The 18703-nt window shown below is 67.3% G+C and carries 18 protein-coding genes and 1 pseudogene; 4 read left to right on the top strand and 15 right to left on the bottom strand.

The window, feature by feature from the left end; translation table 11 throughout:
• Window positions 1-6: 6 nt before the first annotated feature.
• Window positions 7-993 (bottom strand): tRNA dihydrouridine(20/20a) synthase DusA, encoded by a 987-nt coding sequence (gene dusA / locus H512_RS0112065; RefSeq protein ID WP_026783672.1) that lies wholly within the window; start codon window positions 991-993, stop codon window positions 7-9.
• A gap of 146 nt (window positions 994-1139) precedes the next feature.
• Between dusA and arsC the strand changes: the two genes are divergently transcribed.
• Window positions 1140-1571, top strand: coding sequence for an arsenate reductase (glutaredoxin) (arsC, locus tag H512_RS0112060; protein WP_026783671.1), 432 nt, complete (start codon window positions 1140-1142; stop codon window positions 1569-1571).
• A 74-nt stretch (window positions 1572-1645) separates the two neighbouring features.
• Here the strand turns inward: arsC and H512_RS0112055 are convergent, their stop codons facing one another.
• The 10 genes from H512_RS0112055 to gatC form a co-directional block, all read right to left on the bottom strand.
• The gene (locus tag H512_RS0112055; protein ID WP_026783670.1) at window positions 1646-2323 is read right to left on the bottom strand and encodes an orotate phosphoribosyltransferase; all 678 of its coding nucleotides are present in this window, start codon (window positions 2321-2323) and stop codon (window positions 1646-1648) included.
• Between the two features lie 189 nt (window positions 2324-2512).
• Complete coding sequence (locus H512_RS0112050; protein WP_026783669.1) at window positions 2513-2779, bottom strand: SEL1-like repeat protein; 267 nt, start codon at window positions 2777-2779, stop codon at window positions 2513-2515.
• Window positions 2780-3033: 254 nt separating this feature from the next.
• Window positions 3034-3357 (bottom strand): PilZ domain-containing protein, encoded by a 324-nt coding sequence (locus tag H512_RS0112045; RefSeq protein ID WP_026783668.1) that lies wholly within the window; start codon window positions 3355-3357, stop codon window positions 3034-3036.
• A 262-nt stretch (window positions 3358-3619) separates the two neighbouring features.
• Complete coding sequence (locus H512_RS0112040; RefSeq protein WP_026783667.1) at window positions 3620-4327, bottom strand: glutathione S-transferase N-terminal domain-containing protein; 708 nt, start codon at window positions 4325-4327, stop codon at window positions 3620-3622.
• Window positions 4328-4447: 120 nt separating this feature from the next.
• Complete coding sequence (locus H512_RS0112035) at window positions 4448-5311, bottom strand: OmpA/MotB family protein (protein ID WP_026783666.1); 864 nt, start codon at window positions 5309-5311, stop codon at window positions 4448-4450.
• Between the two features lie 36 nt (window positions 5312-5347).
• Window positions 5348-6127, bottom strand: coding sequence for a motility protein A (locus H512_RS0112030; protein ID WP_026783665.1), 780 nt, complete (start codon window positions 6125-6127; stop codon window positions 5348-5350).
• Window positions 6128-6281: 154 nt separating this feature from the next.
• Window positions 6282-7856 carry a glycosyltransferase family protein gene (locus H512_RS0112025; RefSeq protein ID WP_156899472.1) on the bottom strand — a complete coding sequence of 525 codons (1575 nt, stop codon included), beginning with the start codon at window positions 7854-7856 and terminating at the stop codon, window positions 6282-6284.
• Between the two features lie 8 nt (window positions 7857-7864).
• Window positions 7865-9343, bottom strand: a complete 1479-nt coding sequence (gene gatB, locus H512_RS0112020) for an Asp-tRNA(Asn)/Glu-tRNA(Gln) amidotransferase subunit GatB (protein WP_026783663.1) — start codon at window positions 9341-9343, stop codon at window positions 7865-7867.
• A gap of 14 nt (window positions 9344-9357) precedes the next feature.
• A complete protein-coding gene (gatA, locus tag H512_RS0112015) occupies window positions 9358-10833 on the bottom strand; it encodes an Asp-tRNA(Asn)/Glu-tRNA(Gln) amidotransferase subunit GatA (RefSeq protein ID WP_026783662.1) in 1476 nt (491 codons plus the stop codon).
• A 45-nt stretch (window positions 10834-10878) separates the two neighbouring features.
• Window positions 10879-11166 (bottom strand): Asp-tRNA(Asn)/Glu-tRNA(Gln) amidotransferase subunit GatC, encoded by a 288-nt coding sequence (gatC, locus tag H512_RS0112010; protein WP_026783661.1) that lies wholly within the window; start codon window positions 11164-11166, stop codon window positions 10879-10881.
• A gap of 448 nt (window positions 11167-11614) precedes the next feature.
• Between gatC and H512_RS0112005 the strand changes: the two genes are divergently transcribed.
• Window positions 11615-12502 (top strand): GGDEF domain-containing response regulator, encoded by an 888-nt coding sequence (locus H512_RS0112005; RefSeq protein ID WP_026783660.1) that lies wholly within the window; start codon window positions 11615-11617, stop codon window positions 12500-12502.
• Between the two features lie 6 nt (window positions 12503-12508).
• Window positions 12509-13003 (top strand): Holliday junction resolvase RuvX, encoded by a 495-nt coding sequence (ruvX, locus tag H512_RS0112000; RefSeq protein ID WP_026783659.1) that lies wholly within the window; start codon window positions 12509-12511, stop codon window positions 13001-13003.
• Between the two features lies 1 nt (window position 13004).
• Here the strand turns inward: ruvX and H512_RS0111995 are convergent, their stop codons facing one another.
• The 4 genes and pseudogenes from H512_RS0111995 to H512_RS23745 all read right to left on the bottom strand — a co-directional run bounded on the left by H512_RS0111995 (window position 13005) and on the right by H512_RS23745 (window position 16612).
• On the bottom strand, window positions 13005-13331 hold the full coding sequence (locus H512_RS0111995) for a lipid-A-disaccharide synthase N-terminal domain-containing protein (protein WP_026783658.1): 327 nt from the start codon (window positions 13329-13331) through the stop codon (window positions 13005-13007).
• On the bottom strand, window positions 13324-14079 hold the full coding sequence (locus H512_RS27645) for a glycosyltransferase family 2 protein (protein ID WP_026783657.1): 756 nt from the start codon (window positions 14077-14079) through the stop codon (window positions 13324-13326). Before H512_RS27645 ends, H512_RS0111995 begins: the two co-directional genes overlap by 8 nt.
• Before the next feature lie 195 nt (window positions 14080-14274).
• Window positions 14275-14616, bottom strand: a pseudogene (locus H512_RS27640) (phosphatase PAP2 family protein); the annotation flags it as partial.
• A gap of 301 nt (window positions 14617-14917) precedes the next feature.
• Window positions 14918-16612 (bottom strand): ArnT family glycosyltransferase, encoded by a 1695-nt coding sequence (locus H512_RS23745; RefSeq protein ID WP_169507154.1) that lies wholly within the window; start codon window positions 16610-16612, stop codon window positions 14918-14920.
• A gap of 223 nt (window positions 16613-16835) precedes the next feature.
• Between H512_RS23745 and H512_RS23740 the strand changes: the two genes are divergently transcribed.
• A complete protein-coding gene (locus tag H512_RS23740; protein ID WP_053239806.1) occupies window positions 16836-18680 on the top strand; it encodes a potassium/proton antiporter in 1845 nt (614 codons plus the stop codon).
• Window positions 18681-18703: the final 23 nt, after the last annotated feature.

The raw sequence follows: 18703 nt of genomic DNA, 5'->3' as shown, positions 1-18703 counted from the left end.
CGGAAATCAGGCGGCCTTGCGGCGGACGAGCCCGTCCAGCGCCGCGTCGATGACCTCGAGGCCGGCGCCCTCCCTGACGCCCCCCTCGGTCAGGATGCGGCGCCAAGCGCGGGCGCCGGGGACCTTGTGGAAGAGGCCGAGCATGTGGCGGGTGAAGGCGGAGAGCCTGCCGCCGGCGGCGAGATGGGCGGCGATGTGCGGCCGCATGGCCTCGACGACGGCGAACGGATCGGCGTCCTCCGTCGCGGCGCCGTAGATCAGCCGGTCGACCGAGCCGAGCAGCGCCGGCTCCTGGTAGGCGGCGCGGCCGAGCATGACGCCGTCGAGCGACTTCAGAAGATCGAGCGCCGCGTCGAGGCCGGCGATGCCGCCGTTGATGCCGATGAACGTCTCGGGATGGCGCGCCTTCAGGCGGCGCACGCGGTCGTAGTCGAGCGGCGGAATGTCGCGGTTCTCGCGCGGGCTGAGCCCCTTCAGCCAAGCCTTGCGGGCATGCACCCAGAGCGCGGACACGCCGGCGGCGATCACAGCATTGGCGAGGCGATCGAGCGCTTCCTCCGGGTCCTGCTCGTCGACGCCGATGCGGCACTTGACGGTGACCGGCACGCCGACCGCCGCCCGCATCGCCGCCACGCAGTCGGCGACGAGGTCCGGCTCCAGCATCAGGCAGGCTCCAAAGCGGCCGGACTGCACACGGTCGGACGGGCAGCCGACATTGAGGTTGATCTCGTCATAGCCCCAGTCCTCGCCCACCTTCGCCGCGAAGGCCAGCTCGGCCGGATCGGAGCCGCCGAGCTGCAAGGCCACCGGATGTTCGGCGGGAGAGAAGCCGAGCAGCCGCTCGCGGTCGCCGAAGCGGATCGCCGCCGTCGTCACCATCTCCGTATAGAGCAGCGCGCGCGAGGTCAGTTGCCGGTGGAACAGCCGGCAATGGCGGTCCGTCCAATCGAGCATCGGCGCGACGGCGAAGACGGGGGCGGCGTAGAGGCTCATCGGGTCCTTTCGGCAATGGCGGCTTTGCGCCTTCCCATAAGCCAAAAGTCGGAAAAAGACGAGGGACGGCCGGCGTCAAAAGCACGGAAGCGGCGGCAAATCGTTTCGGCTCGGGTTATAAGGGGGGCAAATCCAGGGAGGCCGCCATGCCCGTCACCGACGTCGTCATCCACCACAATCCCGATTGCGGTACCTCGCGCAACGTCGTCCGCATCGTCGAGGCGGCCGGCTACCGGCCGGTGATCGTCGAATATCTCAAGACCGGCTGGACCAAGCCGCAGCTCCTCGCCCTCTTGGCCGACGCCGGCCTCACCCCGCGCGACGTGCTCAGGCTCAAGAAATCGCCGGCCGAGGAGCTGGGCCTCACCGATCCCTCGGTCGCCGACGAGGACATCCTCGAAGCGATGATCGCCCACCCCATCCTCGTCGAACGGCCGATCGTCGTGACGGCCAAGGGCACCGCCCTCTGCCGGCCGAGCGAGACGGTGCTCGACCTCCTCGACCGCTGGCCGCCCGGCCCGTTCGCCAAGGAGGATGGAGAACTGGTCATCGATGCCGACGGGAAGCGGGTCGGGTAAGGCGGCCGGAGTTCTCTCTGCCCGAGATGGTCCGCCTTCGCGGACCTTCTCGTGCCGGAAACGGCGCCTGACCCTCACCCCTCGAAGGACGCCCTGCCGCCGTGCGCGGCCGACCACTCGGCAGGGGCGTTGAGGAATTTCTCGACTTCGGCCAGCATCGCCGCCGGGAAGCGGTTCGATGCCTTGGCCTCGGCCAGCACGTCCCACCAGGTGGCGAGCGCGTGCAGCGTGATGCCGTCGGCGGCCAGCACCTCGGTCGACGACGGGAAGATGCCGTAGTGGAAGACGACGAAGGCGTGGCTCACCTTGAGGCCGGCGTCGCGCATCGCCTTGGTGAAGATCAGCTTGGAGCGGCCGTCGGACGCGAGGTCCTCGACCAGGATGGCGCGGGCACCTTCCTTGACGTCGCCCTCGATCTGGGCGTTGCGGCCGAAGCCCTTCGGCTTCTTGCGCACGTAGAGCATCGGCAGCTCCAGCCGGTCGGACAGCCAGGCGGCGAAGGGGATGCCGGCCGTCTCGCCGCCGGCCACCGCGTCGAGCGACTCGGCGCCGATCTCGGAGAGGATGATCTCCTCGGCGAAGGCCATCAGCCGCTTCCTGAGGCGCGGGAAGGAGATCAGCTTGCGGCAGTCGGTGTAGACCGGGCTCGCCCAGCCCGAGGTGAAGATGTAGGGCTTCTCGGGGTTGAACTGGATGGCCTCGACCTCCAGCAGGAGGCGGGCGGTCTCGCGGGCGATGAAAGACTTGTCCATGAACGGGTCCCTCGACTGGCATCGGCGGCTGATGCCCGGCCCATAGCACAGCCTCGGCGCCCTGTCCCGCCCTTCCATGACGAAACGGCGGCCCTTCCCTCGGGAAGAACCGCCGTCAGCCGCCCGCTATGCCGGGCATGAGTTTTCCGATCCTTGACGCGAGGCCCGTTCCGGGGCCGGCCGCGTCGATCAATGCAGCGAGATCCACTCGCGGGCTTCGCGCTGGGCAGCGGCGATATCGGAGGACGACATCTCGTCAGCGAGTTCGCGGCGGTAGCGGGCGGCGCTCTCCGAGCCGCGGAAGGCGGCGATGTTGAACCACTTGTGCGCTTCGATGAGGTTCTGCTGCACGTCGCGGCCGACCGCATACATCACGCCGAGTTCGTAGAGGATATCGCTGGTGGCGCCGGCGCCGCCGGCCAGTTGATCGATCGAGTTCAGTTCAAGACGAGCCATGATGACATTCCCTGTTCTGTATAATCCGAGGTCTTTCGCCCCGTCACTTCGTTCTCCGAAGATGTCACCATGCTGCGCCAATTGATTAAAAAGCAGATTAAATTGCAGACTTAACAAGCGCCAAACGAAAACTGAACGGAAGGTTGTCTTCAGGAGCCGTCAACCATGGAATCCGCGGCTTTCGGGGAAATCGACCTTGCAGGCCGCCGCGCGCCGCCGACGCGCCTAAACCATGCGGAAACCAAGATGGAAGGTCAGTGGCTCGACAGGTTGAAGCAGAGTCCGGCCATTTTGCCGCGCACCCACATCACCATGCCGTTCAGCGACATCTTCTGTTCGGGGATGTTGATGACCACCGTCTCGCCGATCGTCAGCAGTCCGTCGGTGTTGTTAACCTTGCAACCACCGACACTCATATCCTCAACAATACATTCAAAAGTATATTTATTGTGCTGAACGGTCGCCAGCAAGAAACACAGGACGCGCTTATGCTGGCGGCCGTCAACAACCCTGATGTTCGGGTTGCGGAGATTCTTGAGGATCTCCTGCATATCCGGCGATGTCTGCGACGTTGCCATGATTGAACTCCGCCACGGGTGCAAGACATGACAACAACGACAAGCTAACAAATCATTTATTCATGACCGCCCACAAAATACATAAAAAAGGAGAAGTTTCCGGTCAGAGGACTGAATGCATGAAGAATTCATGCTTTTGACGAAAAAGCCCCGGCGTCCTGACGACGCCGGGGCGGTATCATACTTTAGGCGCAACTGCCATTGAGGGGGCCACACCTGGCCATCACGTCGTGCAGGCATCGCCGGCCTGCCGGCGGCGCCGTCAGCGGGCGCGCTGGTTGAACAGGATCTTCTGCGCGTCCTTGTCGTCGGCGAGGTTGGAGGGCGGCGTCGGCGCGGTGATGGCCAGCGCCTTGGCGACGGCCGGCCGGCTGGACACCCGGTCGATCCAGGCCATCACGTTCGGGAATTCCGCCGCTTCGATGCCCTGCCGCTCCCAGCCGCGCGCCCAGCCGACGCACGCCATGTCGGCGATGGAATAGTCGCCGCAGATGTAATCCTTGCCGGCCAGCTGCTTTTCGAGCACGCCGTAGAGGCGGTGCGTTTCGTCGCGGTAGCGGTTGATGGCGTAGGGGATCTTCTCGGGCGCATAGAGCGCGAAATGGTGGTTCTGGCCGAGCATCGGCCCGAAACCGGCCATCTGCCACATCAGCCATTGCTCCACGTCGACGCGGCCGCGCTCGTCGGACGGATAGAACTTGCCGAACTTGCGGCCGAGATAGAGCAGGATGGCACCCGATTCGAACACCGAGATCGGCTGGCCGTCCGGCCCTTCCGGGTCGACGATGGCCGGCATCTTGTTGTTGGGCGAAATCGCCAGGAAGTCGGGCTGGAACTGGTCGCCCTTGCCGATGTTGATGAAATGCAGCTCGTAGGGAACGCCGAGTTCCTCCAGCATGATGGTGATCTTGTGGCCGTTGGGCGTCGGCCAGTAATAGAGGTCGATCGGCTTGGTCTGGGTCGCGGTCATCGGCTTGTCCTCGCCTGGTTCACATATTATGGCGCAATGCGGTCAGCATATTGCGCCATGGCGGCGGCGAAAAGAGGCCGGCGATGAACTCGGCGTGTTCGGGTGGACCGGGCCGGTCGCTCAGAACGGGCTGTCGCTCGGCAAGGCCGGCGCTTCCTTCATCAGCACCAGCTCGATGCGGCGGTTGCCGGACAGGAAGGGGTCATCAGGGAACATCGGGTCCTTGTCGGCGACGCCGATCACCTGGGCGAGGCTACCCGGACCGAGGCCGAAGCTGCCGAGGATTTCCGCCGTAGCCAGCGCCCGCTTGGCCGACAGCGCCCAGGCGGCGCCGCCGGGCACGGCCATGTCGCCGGTCGATTCGGTGTGGCCGATGATCTGCAGCCGGCCCGGCATCTGCTGGATGACCGGTGCGATGCGCGACAGCAGGACCTTCATGCGGTCGGTCGGCTCGCTCGACTGCGAGGCGAACATCGGCCGGCCGTCCTGATCGATGATCGAGATGTGCAGGCCGTCGTTGGCGACACTGAGCACGATCTGCTTGGACAGCTCGGCGTAGTCGGGCAGGTCCTGAAGCGCCTGCCGCAGCGATTCGGACGCGGTGAGATAGTCGCGCGGCTTGCTTTCAACGGCCTTCTCGAACCGGTTGGTGTTCACCTCCGCGCCCTGCTTCTCGTATTGGTCGTTGAAGTCGCTGGCGAACTCCACCGCCTCGGCCAGCGACATCGGCTGGACGTTGCGCAGGTACTTGCGCTCCGGCAGGCCGTTCTGCTCGATCATGCCGGCCGGCCGCTGCACCGACTGATAGCCGAAGGCGTCGCGCATCGAGCCGGCGGCATCGTGCAGCTTCTGTTCGTCCTGGTTGGAGAAGGAGACGATCATCACGAAGAGCGCCATCAGGAGGCTCATCAGGTCGGCAAAGGTGATGACCCATGGCGCGCCGCCATGCCCACCGCCACCGCCGCCCTTCTTCTTGCCGCTCATCCCAACGACCTCTCGTCTTCCTGTTCAGCGCGCCGCTCAGGCCGCTTCCTTGTCGGCCTCGGCCTTGGCGCGGTGCTTGAGCGGCAGGTAGGAGAGCAGTTCCTCGTGCACCTGCTTGGGGCTCTTGTTCTCGCGGATCAGCAGCACGGCGTCGATGATCATCGACTGGATTTCCGCCTCGTGATTGGCCCGGTTGGCCAGCTTGTCGGAGATCGGCGACGCCATGACGTTGGCGATCACCGCGCCGTAGAGCGTGGTCAGGAGGGCGATCGACATGGCCGGACCGATCTGCTTGGGGTCCGACATGTGGGCGAACAGCGATACGAGGCCGATGATGGTGCCCACCATGCCCATGCCGGGCGCCGCCTCGGCGATCTTGGCCCAGGCGACGTGGCCCATGTGCAGCCGCTCGTGCTGCAGGTCGCGTTCGCGCTCCAGCACATGCCGGATGGTGTCGCCCGAATAGCCGTCGGCGATCATCTGGATCGCCTTCTTCAGGAACGGCTCGTCGATCTCGATCTTTTCCAGGCCGAGCGGCCCCTGCTTGCGGGCCACCTCGGCGATCTCGGTGAGCTGGTCGAGCAGGTGGAAGGTGTCATGCGTCTTATACATGACCGCTTCCTTGAAACCGCCGAACACGGCGATCGGGAAGGTCTTCAGCGTGTAGCGGCCGAGCAGCGCCACCAGAGCGCCGACGATCACGACGTTGGTCGCCAGAAGGTTCATGAACATCATGATGTTCGAACCTTCGAGCACGACGGCCATGTAGAGAACGCCGAAGCCGCCGAAAACGCCGAGAAGGGTTGCAATATCCATCGGTCGCCTGAAGCCGGGGGGAAGGAAACAGACAGAACGGCTTAGCCGCACGTCCCCGGCTCGACGACATTAAGGATGATAGGCATAAGGCAGGCTTAACGAACAGGGTTAACGATCGGTGACCGACCGCTCACGCCCGTCCGCGGTCGGCCTTTCAGGGCCGTTCGGGCGGCAGGAACAGCGCCGCGCAGGCCGAGGCATCCTGCTCGGCGATCGCCCAATCGGATATCCGGCGGCTGCCGAGCCAGGTCGGCGCCCACAAGGCGCTGACGACTTCGACCCGCGCCGACGCGTCGACATGCCCGGCAAGGCGATCGGCCGGCCCGTCGGGCGTTGGCGGCGGCGGCGAGCCGACCGGACGGAAGCCCAGCGACCAGATGGCAACGCAACGCCGTGTCGTGAGATCGATCGGCAGGCGCAGAAAGCCCAGACTGCCCGGCGACTGCACGCGCGAAGCGGGCAGCACCGTCAGGAGATTGCCGGCCAGCGTGTTGTTGTCGGCAATGAATGCCGCCTCGCCGTAGCCTTTTTCGACGAGCGTGGCCGCCAGCGCCGGATAGGGAAACAGGCGCTTGTTCTCCTTGCGCTCCGGAAAGCCGCCGGCGGTGCAGGCAACGACGCGCACCACGAGGATGATAACGACGACCAGCGCGGCACCAGCCGCCAGCACCCGCCCCAGCACCAGGGGATCGGCGCGGTTGAGCACCACGCCCACCCCGCCGATCAGCACCGGCAGGGCGATGGCGTACATATAGTGCTCGTTGATATTGGCCGAACCGGTCAGCACGGCGCCCACCCAGCTCACCGCCGCCAGCAGCAGGCCGATCCGGACCAGCAGCAGGGATTCCTCGGCCTCCCCTCCCCGGGCCGGCGCCAGCCGCCACACCAGCGCGACGATCAGCCCCCAGGGCAGCAGAAACAGCGAGAAGCTGACCGGCATCCGCCACAGCGCCTCGAAGGCGCGCGCCGCCCAGGCCTTGGGAACGCCGGCGAGGTTGGCGGCGGACATCGCCACCACATCGCCGCCGTGTCCGGCGATGGCGTAGAACACCGGCCCCGACGTCACCGCCATGGCAAGCGGAATGGCGAGGAGCCGCCAGTCGGCGAGCGCCCGCCGTCCGGTCCGGTCGAAGGCGAGCGCCGCCGCCGAGCCGACCAGAATCAGCGGGAAGCTCCATTTGCTGAGGAGGCCGAGCGCCGCGAAGCCGGCCAGCGCGACGAGCGCCCGGTTGCCGCGCGTCGCCCGCCAGTCGACCAGCGCCGCGCACCAGCCGAACACCGACACGGCGAGCAGCAGCGTATGCGTGCCCCAGAACAGGAAATTGAGCGGGAACCACACCGTCAGGAACAGCGAGAACACCATCAGGCCGGCCCAACGCGGGCCGAGAAGCCGCCGCCCGACGGCGAGCGCGATCAAGCCGACGGCGAGGATCAACAGATGGCGCAGCAGGATGTGCGCCGCAAAGCCCACGCCGACCAGTTGCTCGGTGCCCCACAGCAGCCACTCGTAGAGCGGCGGATTGCGCACCTGATAGGCCGGCGCCAGCGCGTGCTGCATCAGCGCCGCCGCCTCGCCGTCGTCCAGCTCCAGCCCGGTGACGAAGACGTAGCGCAGGAGGCCGGTGACCACCACGTGGAAGACGAGCAGGAAGGCGGCGCCCGTGGGCGTCGCCAACCGGTCGAGGCCGGCCAGCAGCCTGTCGCTCATCGACGGCGGGCGCGCGCTCACCACGCCGCTCACTCGATGCCGAGCTTCTGCTTGACGAGGTCGTTCACCGCCTGCGGGTTGGCCTTGCCGCCGGTCGCCTTCATCACCTGGCCGACGAACCAGCCGCTGAGCGTCGGCTTGGCCCTCGCCTGCTCGGCCTTGTCCGGGTTGGCGGCGATCACCTCGTCGACGGCCTTCTCGATGGCGCCGGTGTCGGTGACCTGCCTGAGGCCGCGCGCCTCGACCAGCGCCTTCGGGTCGCCGCCCTCGGTGTAGACGATCTCGAACAGGTCCTTGGCGATCTTGCCGGAAATGGTGCCGTCGCCGATCAGGTCGACGATGGCGCCGAGCTGATCGGGAGAGACCGGCGACGCCTCGATGCCCTTGCCGTCCTTGTTGAGGCGGCCGAACAGCTCGTTGATCATGAAGTTGGCGACCGCCTTGCCGTCGCGGCCCTTCGCCACCTGCTCGTAATAGTCGGCCGAGGCGCGTTCGAGCGTCAGCACCATGGCGTCATAGGGCGTGACGCCGTAGTCGCCGATGAAGCGGGCCTTCTTCTCGTCCGGCAGCTCGGGCAGGCCGGCCTTCAGGCTGTCCACCCAGCTGGGATCGAGTTCCAGCGGCAACAGGTCCGGATCGGGGAAATAGCGGTAGTCGTGCGCCTCTTCCTTGGAGCGCATCGACCGCGTCTCGCCCTTGCCGGGATCGTAGAGCCGCGTCTCCTGCTCGATCTCGCCGCCGTCCTCGATGATGCCGATCTGCCGGCGCGCCTCGTATTCCACCGCCTGGGCGGCGAAGCGCATCGAGTTGACGTTCTTGATCTCGCAGCGGGTGCCGAGCGGCTCGCCGGGCTTGCGCACCGACACGTTGATGTCGGCGCGCATGGAGCCTTCCTCCATGTTGCCGTCGCAGGTGCCGAGATAGCGCAGGATGGTGCGGAGCTTGGCGAGATAGGCCTTCACCTCCTCCGACGAGCGGAGGTCCGGCCGGGAGACGATCTCCATCAGCGCCACGCCGGAGCGGTTGAGGTCGACGAAGGACATGGTCGGATGCTGGTCGTGGATCGACTTGCCGGCGTCCTGTTCCAGATGCAGCCGCTCGATGCCGATCTCGACGATGCCTTCCGGCATGTCGAGCAGCACCTTGCCCTCGCCGACGATCGGCTGCTTGTACTGGCTGATCTGGTAGCCCTGCGGCAGGTCGGGGTAGAAGTAGTTCTTGCGGTCGAACACCGAATAGAGGTTGATCGCCGCCTTGAGGCCGAGGCCGGTGCGGATGGCCTGGGCCACACATTCCTCGTTGATCACCGGCAGCATGCCCGGCATGGCCGCGTCGACCAGCGACACGTGCATGTTGGGCTCGGCGCCGAAGGTGGCCGAGGCGCCGGAGAACAGCTTGGCGTTGGAGGTGACCTGGGCGTGCACTTCGAGGCCGATGATGACCTCCCAGTCGCCGGTGGCGCCCTTGATCATCTTCTTGGGGTCGGGGGTACGGACGGCCATGTTCATGTTCTTCTCTCCCCTCACCACCACTTCGCCGGGCTGAACGTGCCGGCGGCCTTCTCGATCGCCGCGCCGAGGGTGAACAGCGTCTCCTCGTCGAACGGCCGGCCGATCAGCTGCAAGCCGAGCGGCAGGCCCTCGGCGGAGAGCCCGGCCGGCACGGCGATGCCCGGCAGGCCGGCCATGTTGACGGTCACCGTGAACACGTCGTTGAGATACATCTCGACCGGATCGGCGTCGGCCTTCTCGCCGATGCCGAAGGCGGCCGACGGCGTCGCCGGCGTCAGGATGGCGTCGACGCCGGCCGCGTAGGCCAGCTCGAAGTCGCGCTTGATCAGCGTCCGCACCTTCTGGGCGCGCAGGTAATAGGCGTCGTAATAGCCGGCCGACAGCACGTAGGTGCCGATCAGGATGCGGCGCTTCACCTCGGCGCCGAAGCCGGCGGCGCGGGTGTTCTCGTACATGTCGATGATGTCCGAACCCGGCACGCGCAAGCCGTAGCGGACGCCGTCGTAGCGGGCGAGGTTGGACGACGCCTCGGCCGGCGCCACGATATAGTAGGCCGGCAGCGCGTATTTGGTGTGCGGCAGCGAGATGTCGACGATCTCGGCGCCGGCCTCGCGCAGGATGTCGATGCCCCTCCGCCACAGCGCGTCGATTTCGGCCGGCATGCCGTCGAGCCGGTACTCCTTCGGGATACCGATCCTGAGACCCTTCACCGACTTGCCGACCGCCGCCTCGTAGTCGGGAACCGGCAGGTCGACCGAGGTGGTGTCCCTGGGATCGACGGACGCCATCGATTTGAGGAGGATCGCCGCGTCGCGCACGTCGCGGGCGATCGGTCCGGCCTGATCGAGCGAGGAGGCGAAGGCGACGAGGCCCCAGCGCGAGCAGCGGCCGTAGGTCGGCTTGATGCCGACCGTGCCGGTGAAGGCGGCCGGCTGGCGGATCGAGCCGCCGGTGTCGGTGGCCGTCGCCCCGAGGCAGAGGCGCCCGGCGACCGCCGCCGCCGAGCCGCCCGACGAGCCGCCGGGCACCAGCTTCACGTCGGAACCCTTGCGGCGCCATGGGTTGACCACCGGGCCGTAATGGCTGGTCTCGTTGGACGAGCCCATGGCGAACTCGTCCATGTTGAGCTTGCCGAGCATGACGGCGCCGTCGGCCCAGAGGTTGGCGCTGACGGTGCTCTCATAGACCGGCTTGAAGCGGTCGAGAATGTGGCTGCACGCCTGGGTATGGACGCCCTTGGTGGCGTAGAGGTCCTTGATGCCGAGCGGCAGCCCTTCGAGCGGGCCGGCCTGGCCGGCGGCGAGGCGGGCGTCGGAGGCTTTCGCCATGTCGCGGGCGATCTCCGGCGTCTCGACGACATAGGCGTTGAGCCCGCGCGCCGCTTCCATGGCGGCGAGATAGGCGTCGGTCAGCTCGACGGCGGTGAACGTCTTTGCCTTCAGCGCGTCGCGCGCCTCGGCAAGGGTGAGTGAGGTGAGATCGGTCACGGCGGAAAATCCCGGAAAATCTTGATCGGCTGGCGGCAGGGGGAGTTACTCGACCACCTTGGGCACCAGGAAGAAATTGTCTTCGGAGACGGGCGCATTGGCGACGACCGCCGCGGCGTCCTCGCCGTCGGTGACCACGTCCTGGCGGCGGCGCATCTTCACCGACACCACGGAGGTCATCGGTTCGACGCCGGCCACATCGACCTCGTTCAGTTGCTCGACAAATCCGAGGATGGAATTGAGCTCATTGGTCATGCGCTCCGCCTCGTCATCGGTGACCTTGATCCTGGCGAGACGTGCAACGCGGCGCACGGTAGCCGTATCCACGGACATGTAGATTCCCTCGAACAGACTGGAATGCTCCCGCGTATAGCACCGGTCGCGGCGCGGGGCCACCCGCTTCCTCCGGCAGCGCCCCGCCATCCGCAGGCGGCATCCGGAGTGAGTCGCGGCCACCGTCGCGCCGGCACGGTCGGGAATCGCGTACCGGACGCAGCGTCCCCGGATGGACGACGCCCCGCCGGCCGCCTGAGGGCGGATCCGGCCGCCGTTTCGACCATCAAGTTTAATTAAGTGTAATATATTGATTTATGCTAATATTTCAACCGACTAGAACCGCGGCAAGGATCTCCCCGGTAACGCCGTCCGCCCAGTTCCCCATTCTGAACCGTCCGCCTTGGGATTCCGTTGTTTTTTCATTGATGAAAACAACACAAACAGTTTATGAGTTCTGCACTTTTTCAGCGCGGCATCGCCACCATTCAGGTACACCAAGCGCATCATGCACATCGTGCTTGTCGACGGTAGTCGAACCGGACTGATGATCCTTCAAAGGATGCTGGAGCCACGCGGCGACGACGTGGCCTATTTCACCGACGGCCGCGAGGCGCTGGAGTATATCCAGACGACGCCGCAGGCTGAGGTGTTGATCACCAGCTTCGAGATCGGCGGCATATCCGGCACCGAACTGTGCTGGGAGGCGCGCATCCTCGCCGATGCCGGCCGTCCGCTCTACGTCATCGGCATGTCGGCCTCCAACGACGCCCAGCACTCCATCGGCGTGCTCGACGCCGGCGCCGACGACTTCATGTCCAAGCCGCCGCGCCAGGACGAACTCAACGCCCGCCTGCGCGTCGCCGAGCGGACGCTGATCATGCAGCGCCGGCTGATCGAGATGGCGACCATCGACCCGCTGTCCGGCCTCTACAATCGCGGCGCCTTCCGCCAGCGATTCGACGCCGAGCTGGCCGCCGCCGAGGTCAACGGCACCTTCTCGCTGATCCTGTTCGACATCGACCACTTCAAGCACATCAACGACATCTACGGCCACGACGCCGGCGATGAGGTGATCCGCAGCGTCGGCACGCTGCGCATGCTGCCGGACGCCCATTTCTCGCGCATCGGCGGCGAGGAGTTCGCGGTGATCCTGCCGGGCATCCCGGTCGAGGGCGGCATCTCGGTGGCCGAATACCTGCGCGGCCAGATCAATGCGCTGGAGATCGACCGCGGCGACAGCACCATCACGCTGACCGCCAGCTACGGCGTCGCCGAGTTCCGGCTGGGCGACACGGTCAACGACCTCTACCGGCGCGCCGATTCGGCGCTCTATCAGGCCAAGAACACCGGCCGCGACCGGGTGTCGGCAACCTCGCCCGAAATCGTCTCCTGAGGACCGATGACCGAACCCGTCGACCCGATCGCCTTCGCTGCCGCCCTGCCGCCCGGCAAGCGCCTGTTCGGCCTCGACCTTGGCACCAAGACCATCGGCATCGCCCTCTCCGACGAGCGCTTCCTGATCGCCACGCCGCTGGTCACGCTCACCCGCGTCAAGTTCGGCAAGGACGCCGCCGCGCTGATCGAGCTGGCCGACCGGCACGACGTCGGCGCCTACGTGCTGGGCCTGCCGATCAACATGGACGGCTCGGAGGGCCCGCGCGCCCAGTCGACGCGCGCCTTCGCCCGCAACCTTGCCCCGCTCGACGGCCGGCCGCTGCTCTTCTGGGACGAGCGCCTGTCGACGGCGGCGGTCACCCGCACGTTGCTCGAAGCCGATGCCTCGCGCCGCCGCCGCGACGAGGTGGTCGACAAGCTGGCCGCCAGCTTCATCCTGCAGGGCTTCCTCGACCGGCTGCACCTCGCGTCGCGCGCCGACGACCCGAGACGGCTCTGATCTAGCCTTCGTGCGCCCGTTTGCTCGACTTGCGGATCAGCATCAGGTTGCGGATGTAGATCAAGAGGCCGAGCCCCTGCCCGGCGATGAACACCGGGTCCTGGCGGGCGATCGAATAGACCAGCAGCAGGAAACCGCCGCCGAGAGAGAACAGCCAGAAGGCCACCGGGATCACCGACGCCTTGGCCTTCTCGGAGGCCAGCCACTGCACCACGAAGCGCATGGTGAACATGCCCTGGGCGACGAAGCCGAGGATCACCCAGAAATCGAGCTGCTTGACGAACACGTCGTGCAGCCAGCCGGCGAAATGCGCGAGAATATCAGCCATTGTCGTTTCCGATTTCCGAGACCACCGGCAGGCGCTTGATGCGCCGTTTCAGCCACCACACGCCGTAGAGGTCGAGGATGCCCTGGAGACCGCGGTCGAAGATGCCGTAGTTGGAGGCGCCATGCATGCGCGAGCGGTCGACGACGTCGAGATGGACGACGCCGTAGCCCTCGCGCAGCACCAGCGCCGGCAGGTAGCGATGCCAGCCATGGAAGAAGGGCAGCAACAGGAAGATGTCGCGCCGCACCGCCTTCAGGCCGCAGCCGGTGTCGCGCGTCGCGTCCTTCAGGATGACGTTGCGCAAGGCGTTGGCGAAGCGCGAGGCATAGCGCTTGGCAAGGCCGTCGGTGCGCTTCAGGCGCTGGCCGGCGGCGATGCCCGCCGCCGGTCCTGCGGCGACCAGCGCATCGACGAGCTTCGGGATATAGGCGGGGTCGTTCTGGCCGTCGCCGTCGATCGTGGCGACGATCTCGCCGCGCGCCGCCAGCACGCCCGAGCGGACGGCCGCCGACTGGCCCGAGGCCATCTCGTGGCGGATGTGGCGGATCGGCTTGCCCTCGGCCCTCCAGGCGGCGATCTGTGCGCCGGTGGCGTCATCGGAGCCGTCGTCGACGACGATCACCTCGAAGGCGCGGCCGGCCATGGCGTCGAGGATCTCCGGCACGATGACGGCGAGGTTGGCGGCCTCGTTGCGGGCCGGGATGACGACCGAGACGAATCCCCTCTCGGAGGGCTTGGGTATGATCATGCTGGTCACTCCGGCCGGAACCACACTCACCGGCTCTGCCCGTTCGGATGGGTATTCGGCGGCGGTCCGCCTGCTTATGGCAAGACCGAGCCGCGTCAACAAGGCCCTGCCCTCGCCGGACAGCGTGCCGGGCTCCAGGCGCAGCGGCCGCGGCAAGCCGGCGGGCGACAGGCGGAACAGCCGGCCGCGACGGGCGAACCACAGGGCGACGAACAGCGTGCCCCAGCCGCCGAAGGCGAGACCCGCCGTCACGTCGGAGACGCGGTGGGCGTTGACCATCACCCGCGACACGCCGATGGCCAGGGCGAGCGGCCAGACCACCACGGCGAGCGGTCGCCAGAGCAGCGTCAGCGCCAGCGCGAAGGCAGCCGCCGTCGTCGAATGACCCGACGGAAAGGCGGCGTAGGACGGCCGGAAAGCGAAGAGGCGCATCACCCGCGCGCCATCGACCGACGGCCGCGAGAAGCCCAGCGAGTATTTGACGACGAGCACGGCAAGGCCGGTGGCGGCGATGGCGGCGAAGAAGAACAGCACCATGTCGTAGATGGTCGCAAAGCCGCTGGCCGGGCCGAATTTCGGCTGACGCAGGTAGAACAGGGCGATCAGCAGCAGGCCCGACGGGATCAACATCCAGTCGGACTGGCCGATCCGAGACAACAGCGACCAGATCGGCGCCGGCCGGCCGCCGGCCGCCACCCAGGCGCGGATCTCCTCGTCGAACTGGCTCGACAGGATGACGAGCAGCACCGTCACGAGGCCGGCCAGCCACAGAAGAGTCTTGACGACATCGGGATCGCGCCAGCCCGCCGGCCGCCGGTTGATCAGCATCGGCGGTCCCTCACGGCTTCACGAAGACGAGCATGCTGCGCAGCTTCATGCCGTTGAGGTTGCGGCCGGCCACGGTGGTGGCGGGCTCCGGCGGCGTCTCCTCGGCCAGCGCCGCAACGAAGGCGTCCTTCGCGTCGGCGGCAACGATGGCGACGGCGCAGTCGTTGGACCGGAAAGACTCGGCGGCGGCGGCCGGCGCATTGGTCCGCAGCGTGTTGGTGCCCAGGCGGAACACGGTACTCGGCTCGTTGTAGCCGACCACGGAGACAACAGGCGCCTCGCAGTGGCGGGTGGCGGCCACGGCATCGGCGAGATCGTCGCTGAGCCAGATCTGCCGGGCGGCGGGCAGCAGGATGACGTAGCCGAGCAGCATCAACCCGCCGGCGGTGGCGACCGTGGCGGTGAGCCCCCAGCGGATCCATCCGGTCATGAGAAACCGGCTGGCACCGAGGCCAAGGCCGGCGATCACCACGGCGCCGACGAGGCCCTGCCAGCTGGCGTAGCCCTGGTAGATCAGGAAAGCGATATTGAGCCCGAAGCCGACGAGCAGCGCGCCGACGGCGACGAAGGCGACGGAGACGCGCCAGCCGCGCCGCGCCGTGCCGAGCGCGCCGCTGTCGAGCGCGAGGCCGATCAGCACGGCCAGCGCCGGCATGAAGGGCAGCACGTAGTTCGGCAGCTTGGTGGCCACCGCCTCGAACACCAGCCAGCCCGGCAGCGCCCAGGCGATCAGGAACAGCACCGCCGGCTCGCGCCGCGCCCTCCACGCCCAGATCACCGCGAGCGGCGCCAGCACCGACAGCGGCCAGAAGGTGCCGAGGGCGACGAGAAGGTGCATGCCGGGCGGCGCGCCGTGCGATTCCTGACCGGAGGCGACCTTGCCCAGCATGTCGTGGCCGACCGCCTGACTGAAGAAGGCGCCGCCCGAAATCCAGCCGATGGCGACGAGCCAGGGCAACACCAGCAGCAGCATCCAGGCGATGCCCTTGACCGGCGACAGCGACCGCCACAGCACCGTCGACCGCTCCTTCACCGAGAGGACGAGCAGCGTCAGGCCGGCCACCAGCGGCGTGATCGGCCCCTTGATCAGGATGCCGAGGCCCATCGCCGTCCAGAACAGCGCGTTGCGCGGCAGCGACCGCGCGCGCGCCGCATCGACATAGGCGCGGGCGAGCGCGAATTCGGCGGCGAGCACCGTGGCGGTGAGCATGGCGTCGGTCTTGGCGATGCGCGCCTCGAAGCCGATCAGCATGGTGGAGGCGGCGAGAAGGCCGGCGTAGAGCCCGGCCCGCCGGCTGCCGAGCGTCGCGCCGATGCCATAGGTGAACAGCACCGTCAGCACCGCGCCGATGAGCGACGGCAGCCGGTAGACCCAGAGCGGCGCATCCTTGCCATAGCCGGACAGCTCGGCCGCCGCCGCCTGCATCCAGTAGATGCCGACCGGCTTCTTGTAGCGCGGCTCGTCCTGAAAGCGGATGTCGATCCAGTCGCCGGTCTCCAGCATCTGGTGCGTCGCCTGCACGTAGAGCGCCTCGTCGCGGTCGGTGAGCGGCAGCGAGGCGATGCCCGGCGCGAGCAACGCCAGAGCGACGAGGAACAACAGCGCGAGGTTGAGGAGATGGGTGGCGCGCGCCGTCCGGCCGGCCGCCGGCGTCGCGGCCGTCGTCATATCCTCGGTTGCCGCCGTGTCGTTCCGCTCGTCCATGCCGTCGCAATCCATTCCAGGAAGCGCTCCGCGCGGGAGGCTCGCGCGCCTCTTATCACGGAAAACGGCGTCTGGGCATCACAGTTCCGCAACCGTCAACCGTCGCGGCGGCCCGGCCATGCATGCTTCGTCAAAAACATCGACATCGCCATGTTTGTGTTCCCAAAGCTGCCCCAATGTGGAAGCATGACAAACTGAGATTCCAGAAACATCCGAGGCTCGAATGCATCAGATCGCGGTCGCCAACTTTGTCTTGGCCCTCGGCGCGACGCTCGTTCTCCTCGGCATACTCTCCAGCCTCCTCGCCTCGCGCTTCGGCACGCCGCTGCTCCTGGTGTTCCTGGTGGTCGGCATGCTGGCCGGCGTCGACGGCCCCGGCGGCATCGAGTTCAGCAACTATCGCCTCACCTACCTGATCGGTTCCTGCGCGCTGGCCATCATCCTGTTCGACGGCGGCTTCCGAACGCGCCTCTCCGAAACGCGCGATGCCCTGATGCCGTCACTGACGCTGGCGACGGCCGGCGTCGGGCTGACGGCCATCCTGATGGGCCTGTTCGTCTGGTCCGTGTTCGGCTACGACCTGTCCGAGGGGCTGCTGCTCGGCTCCATCGTCGCCTCCACCGACGCGGCGGCGGTGTTCTTCCTCCTGAAGACCGGCGGCCTGCAACTCCGGCCGCGCATTGGCGCCATGCTGGAGATCGAATCCGGCTCCAACGATCCGGTGGCGGTGTTCCTCACCATCGTCCTCACCGAGCTTGCCGTCGCCCATTCCGCGCCCGGCCTCGGCACGCTCGCCGCCCTCGCCCGTCAGGCGGTGCTGGGCGGCGCCATGGGCGTCGCCGGCGGCGCGCTGGCGACGCTGGCCCTCAACCGTCTGACGCTGCCGGGCGGGCTGCACCCGCTGTTCGTCATCGCCCTCGCCGTCAGCGTGTTCGGCATCACCTCCTACCTCGACGGCTCGGGCTTCCTCGCCGTCTACGTGGCCGGCCTGGTGGTCGGCAACAGCGGCGTCCGCGCCTATCCCACCATCACCCGCTTTCTCGAAAGCGCCACCTGGCTCTGCCAGATCGTCATGTTCCTGCTGCTCGGCCTGCTGGTGACGCCGAGCCGGCTGATCCAGTATGCGCCGGAAAGCCTGGCCATCGCCCTGTTCCTGATCGTCATCGGCCGTCCGGCCGCCGTCTGGATCTGCCTGAAGCCGTTTGGTTTCACGCCGCCGGAGATCAACTTCGTCTCCTGGGTCGGCCTGCGCGGCGCCGTCTCGATCTTCCTCGCCACGGTGCCGACGCTGGCCGGCGCGCCCAACGCGCCGATGTATTTCAACGTCGCCTTCTTCGTGGTGCTGATCTCGCTCCTGGTGCAGGGCTGGAGCATCGCGCCCGCCGCCCGCTTCTTCGGCATGGCCCTGAAGAGCAAGGCGGCCAGTGCCCGCCGCGTCGAGATCGACCTGCCCGGCCAGACCGACAACGAGATGGTCGGCTATCCGGTGCGGCCCGACAGCTATGCGGCGCTCAGGCCGGCCTCCCTGCCCGCCTGGCTGAAGCCGGTGATGGTGGTGCGCGACGGCGTGGTCAAGAACGCCGCCGAGGCCGGTCAGATCCGGGTCGGCGACTACGCCTATTTCGTCGCGCCGCAGGACCGCGTCAATCGCCTCGACCGGCTGTTCGCCTCACTGCCGGCCGATGCGGTGATCGCCGCCAAGCGCACCGCCTTCGGCGAATTCGCGGTGGCGCCGGATGCCCCGCTGTCCGACCTCGCCACATTCTACGAGATGCAGGTGCCGCCCCAGATGGCGGGCCTCACCGTCGCCGAGGCTTTCTCGGCCCGACACGGCAATCGCCTGCGCGCCGGCAGCCGCCTGACGCTCGGCTCCTATGCCGAGCTGCTGGCGCGTGCCGTCGAGAACGGCCGCGTCGTCAAGGCCAGCCTCCGGCTGGAAGACGTCGTCGATCTGACGATGCGCGCGCCGCGCCTGCCGCCGCCCAAGCTGGTGCGCCGTCTCTACGACCGCATGCACCACCGCTTCTCGCATGAGGGAAAGCCGCCGGTCGAGCCGGCGGCGAAATAGGCGGGCGACGGCCCGCGGAGCAA

This window comes from Pleomorphomonas koreensis DSM 23070, assembly GCF_000425185.1.
GTDB classification, from domain to species: domain Bacteria; phylum Pseudomonadota; class Alphaproteobacteria; order Rhizobiales; family Pleomorphomonadaceae; genus Pleomorphomonas; species Pleomorphomonas koreensis.
Note: the sequence above shows the minus strand (reverse complement) of the source record. Positions and strands in the feature narration are given on the sequence as shown.

Coding starts and splice junctions, on each gene's coding strand:
- H512_RS23740 (WP_053239806.1), top strand. CDS start 16,836: ATGCATCAGATCGCGGTCGCCAACTTTGTCTTGGCCCTCGGCGCGACG.
- H512_RS0112040 (WP_026783667.1), bottom strand. CDS start 4,327: ATGACCGCGACCCAGACCAAGCCGATCGACCTCTATTACTGGCCGACG.
- gatC (WP_026783661.1), bottom strand. CDS start 11,166: ATGTCCGTGGATACGGCTACCGTGCGCCGCGTTGCACGTCTCGCCAGG.
- H512_RS0112035 (WP_026783666.1), bottom strand. CDS start 5,311: ATGAGCGGCAAGAAGAAGGGCGGCGGTGGCGGTGGGCATGGCGGCGCG.
- H512_RS0112030 (WP_026783665.1), bottom strand. CDS start 6,127: ATGGATATTGCAACCCTTCTCGGCGTTTTCGGCGGCTTCGGCGTTCTC.
- H512_RS0111995 (WP_026783658.1), bottom strand. CDS start 13,331: ATGGCTGATATTCTCGCGCATTTCGCCGGCTGGCTGCACGACGTGTTC.
- H512_RS0112050 (WP_026783669.1), bottom strand. CDS start 2,779: ATGGCTCGTCTTGAACTGAACTCGATCGATCAACTGGCCGGCGGCGCC.
- arsC (WP_026783671.1), top strand. CDS start 1,140: ATGCCCGTCACCGACGTCGTCATCCACCACAATCCCGATTGCGGTACC.
- H512_RS0112055 (WP_026783670.1), bottom strand. CDS start 2,323: ATGGACAAGTCTTTCATCGCCCGCGAGACCGCCCGCCTCCTGCTGGAG.
- H512_RS27645 (WP_026783657.1), bottom strand. CDS start 14,079: ATGATCATACCCAAGCCCTCCGAGAGGGGATTCGTCTCGGTCGTCATC.
- dusA (WP_026783672.1), bottom strand. CDS start 993: ATGAGCCTCTACGCCGCCCCCGTCTTCGCCGTCGCGCCGATGCTCGAT.
- H512_RS0112045 (WP_026783668.1), bottom strand. CDS start 3,357: ATGGCAACGTCGCAGACATCGCCGGATATGCAGGAGATCCTCAAGAAT.
- ruvX (WP_026783659.1), top strand. CDS start 12,509: ATGACCGAACCCGTCGACCCGATCGCCTTCGCTGCCGCCCTGCCGCCC.
- H512_RS23745 (WP_169507154.1), bottom strand. CDS start 16,612: ATGGACGAGCGGAACGACACGGCGGCAACCGAGGATATGACGACGGCC.
- gatB (WP_026783663.1), bottom strand. CDS start 9,343: ATGAACATGGCCGTCCGTACCCCCGACCCCAAGAAGATGATCAAGGGC.
- H512_RS0112005 (WP_026783660.1), top strand. CDS start 11,615: ATGCACATCGTGCTTGTCGACGGTAGTCGAACCGGACTGATGATCCTT.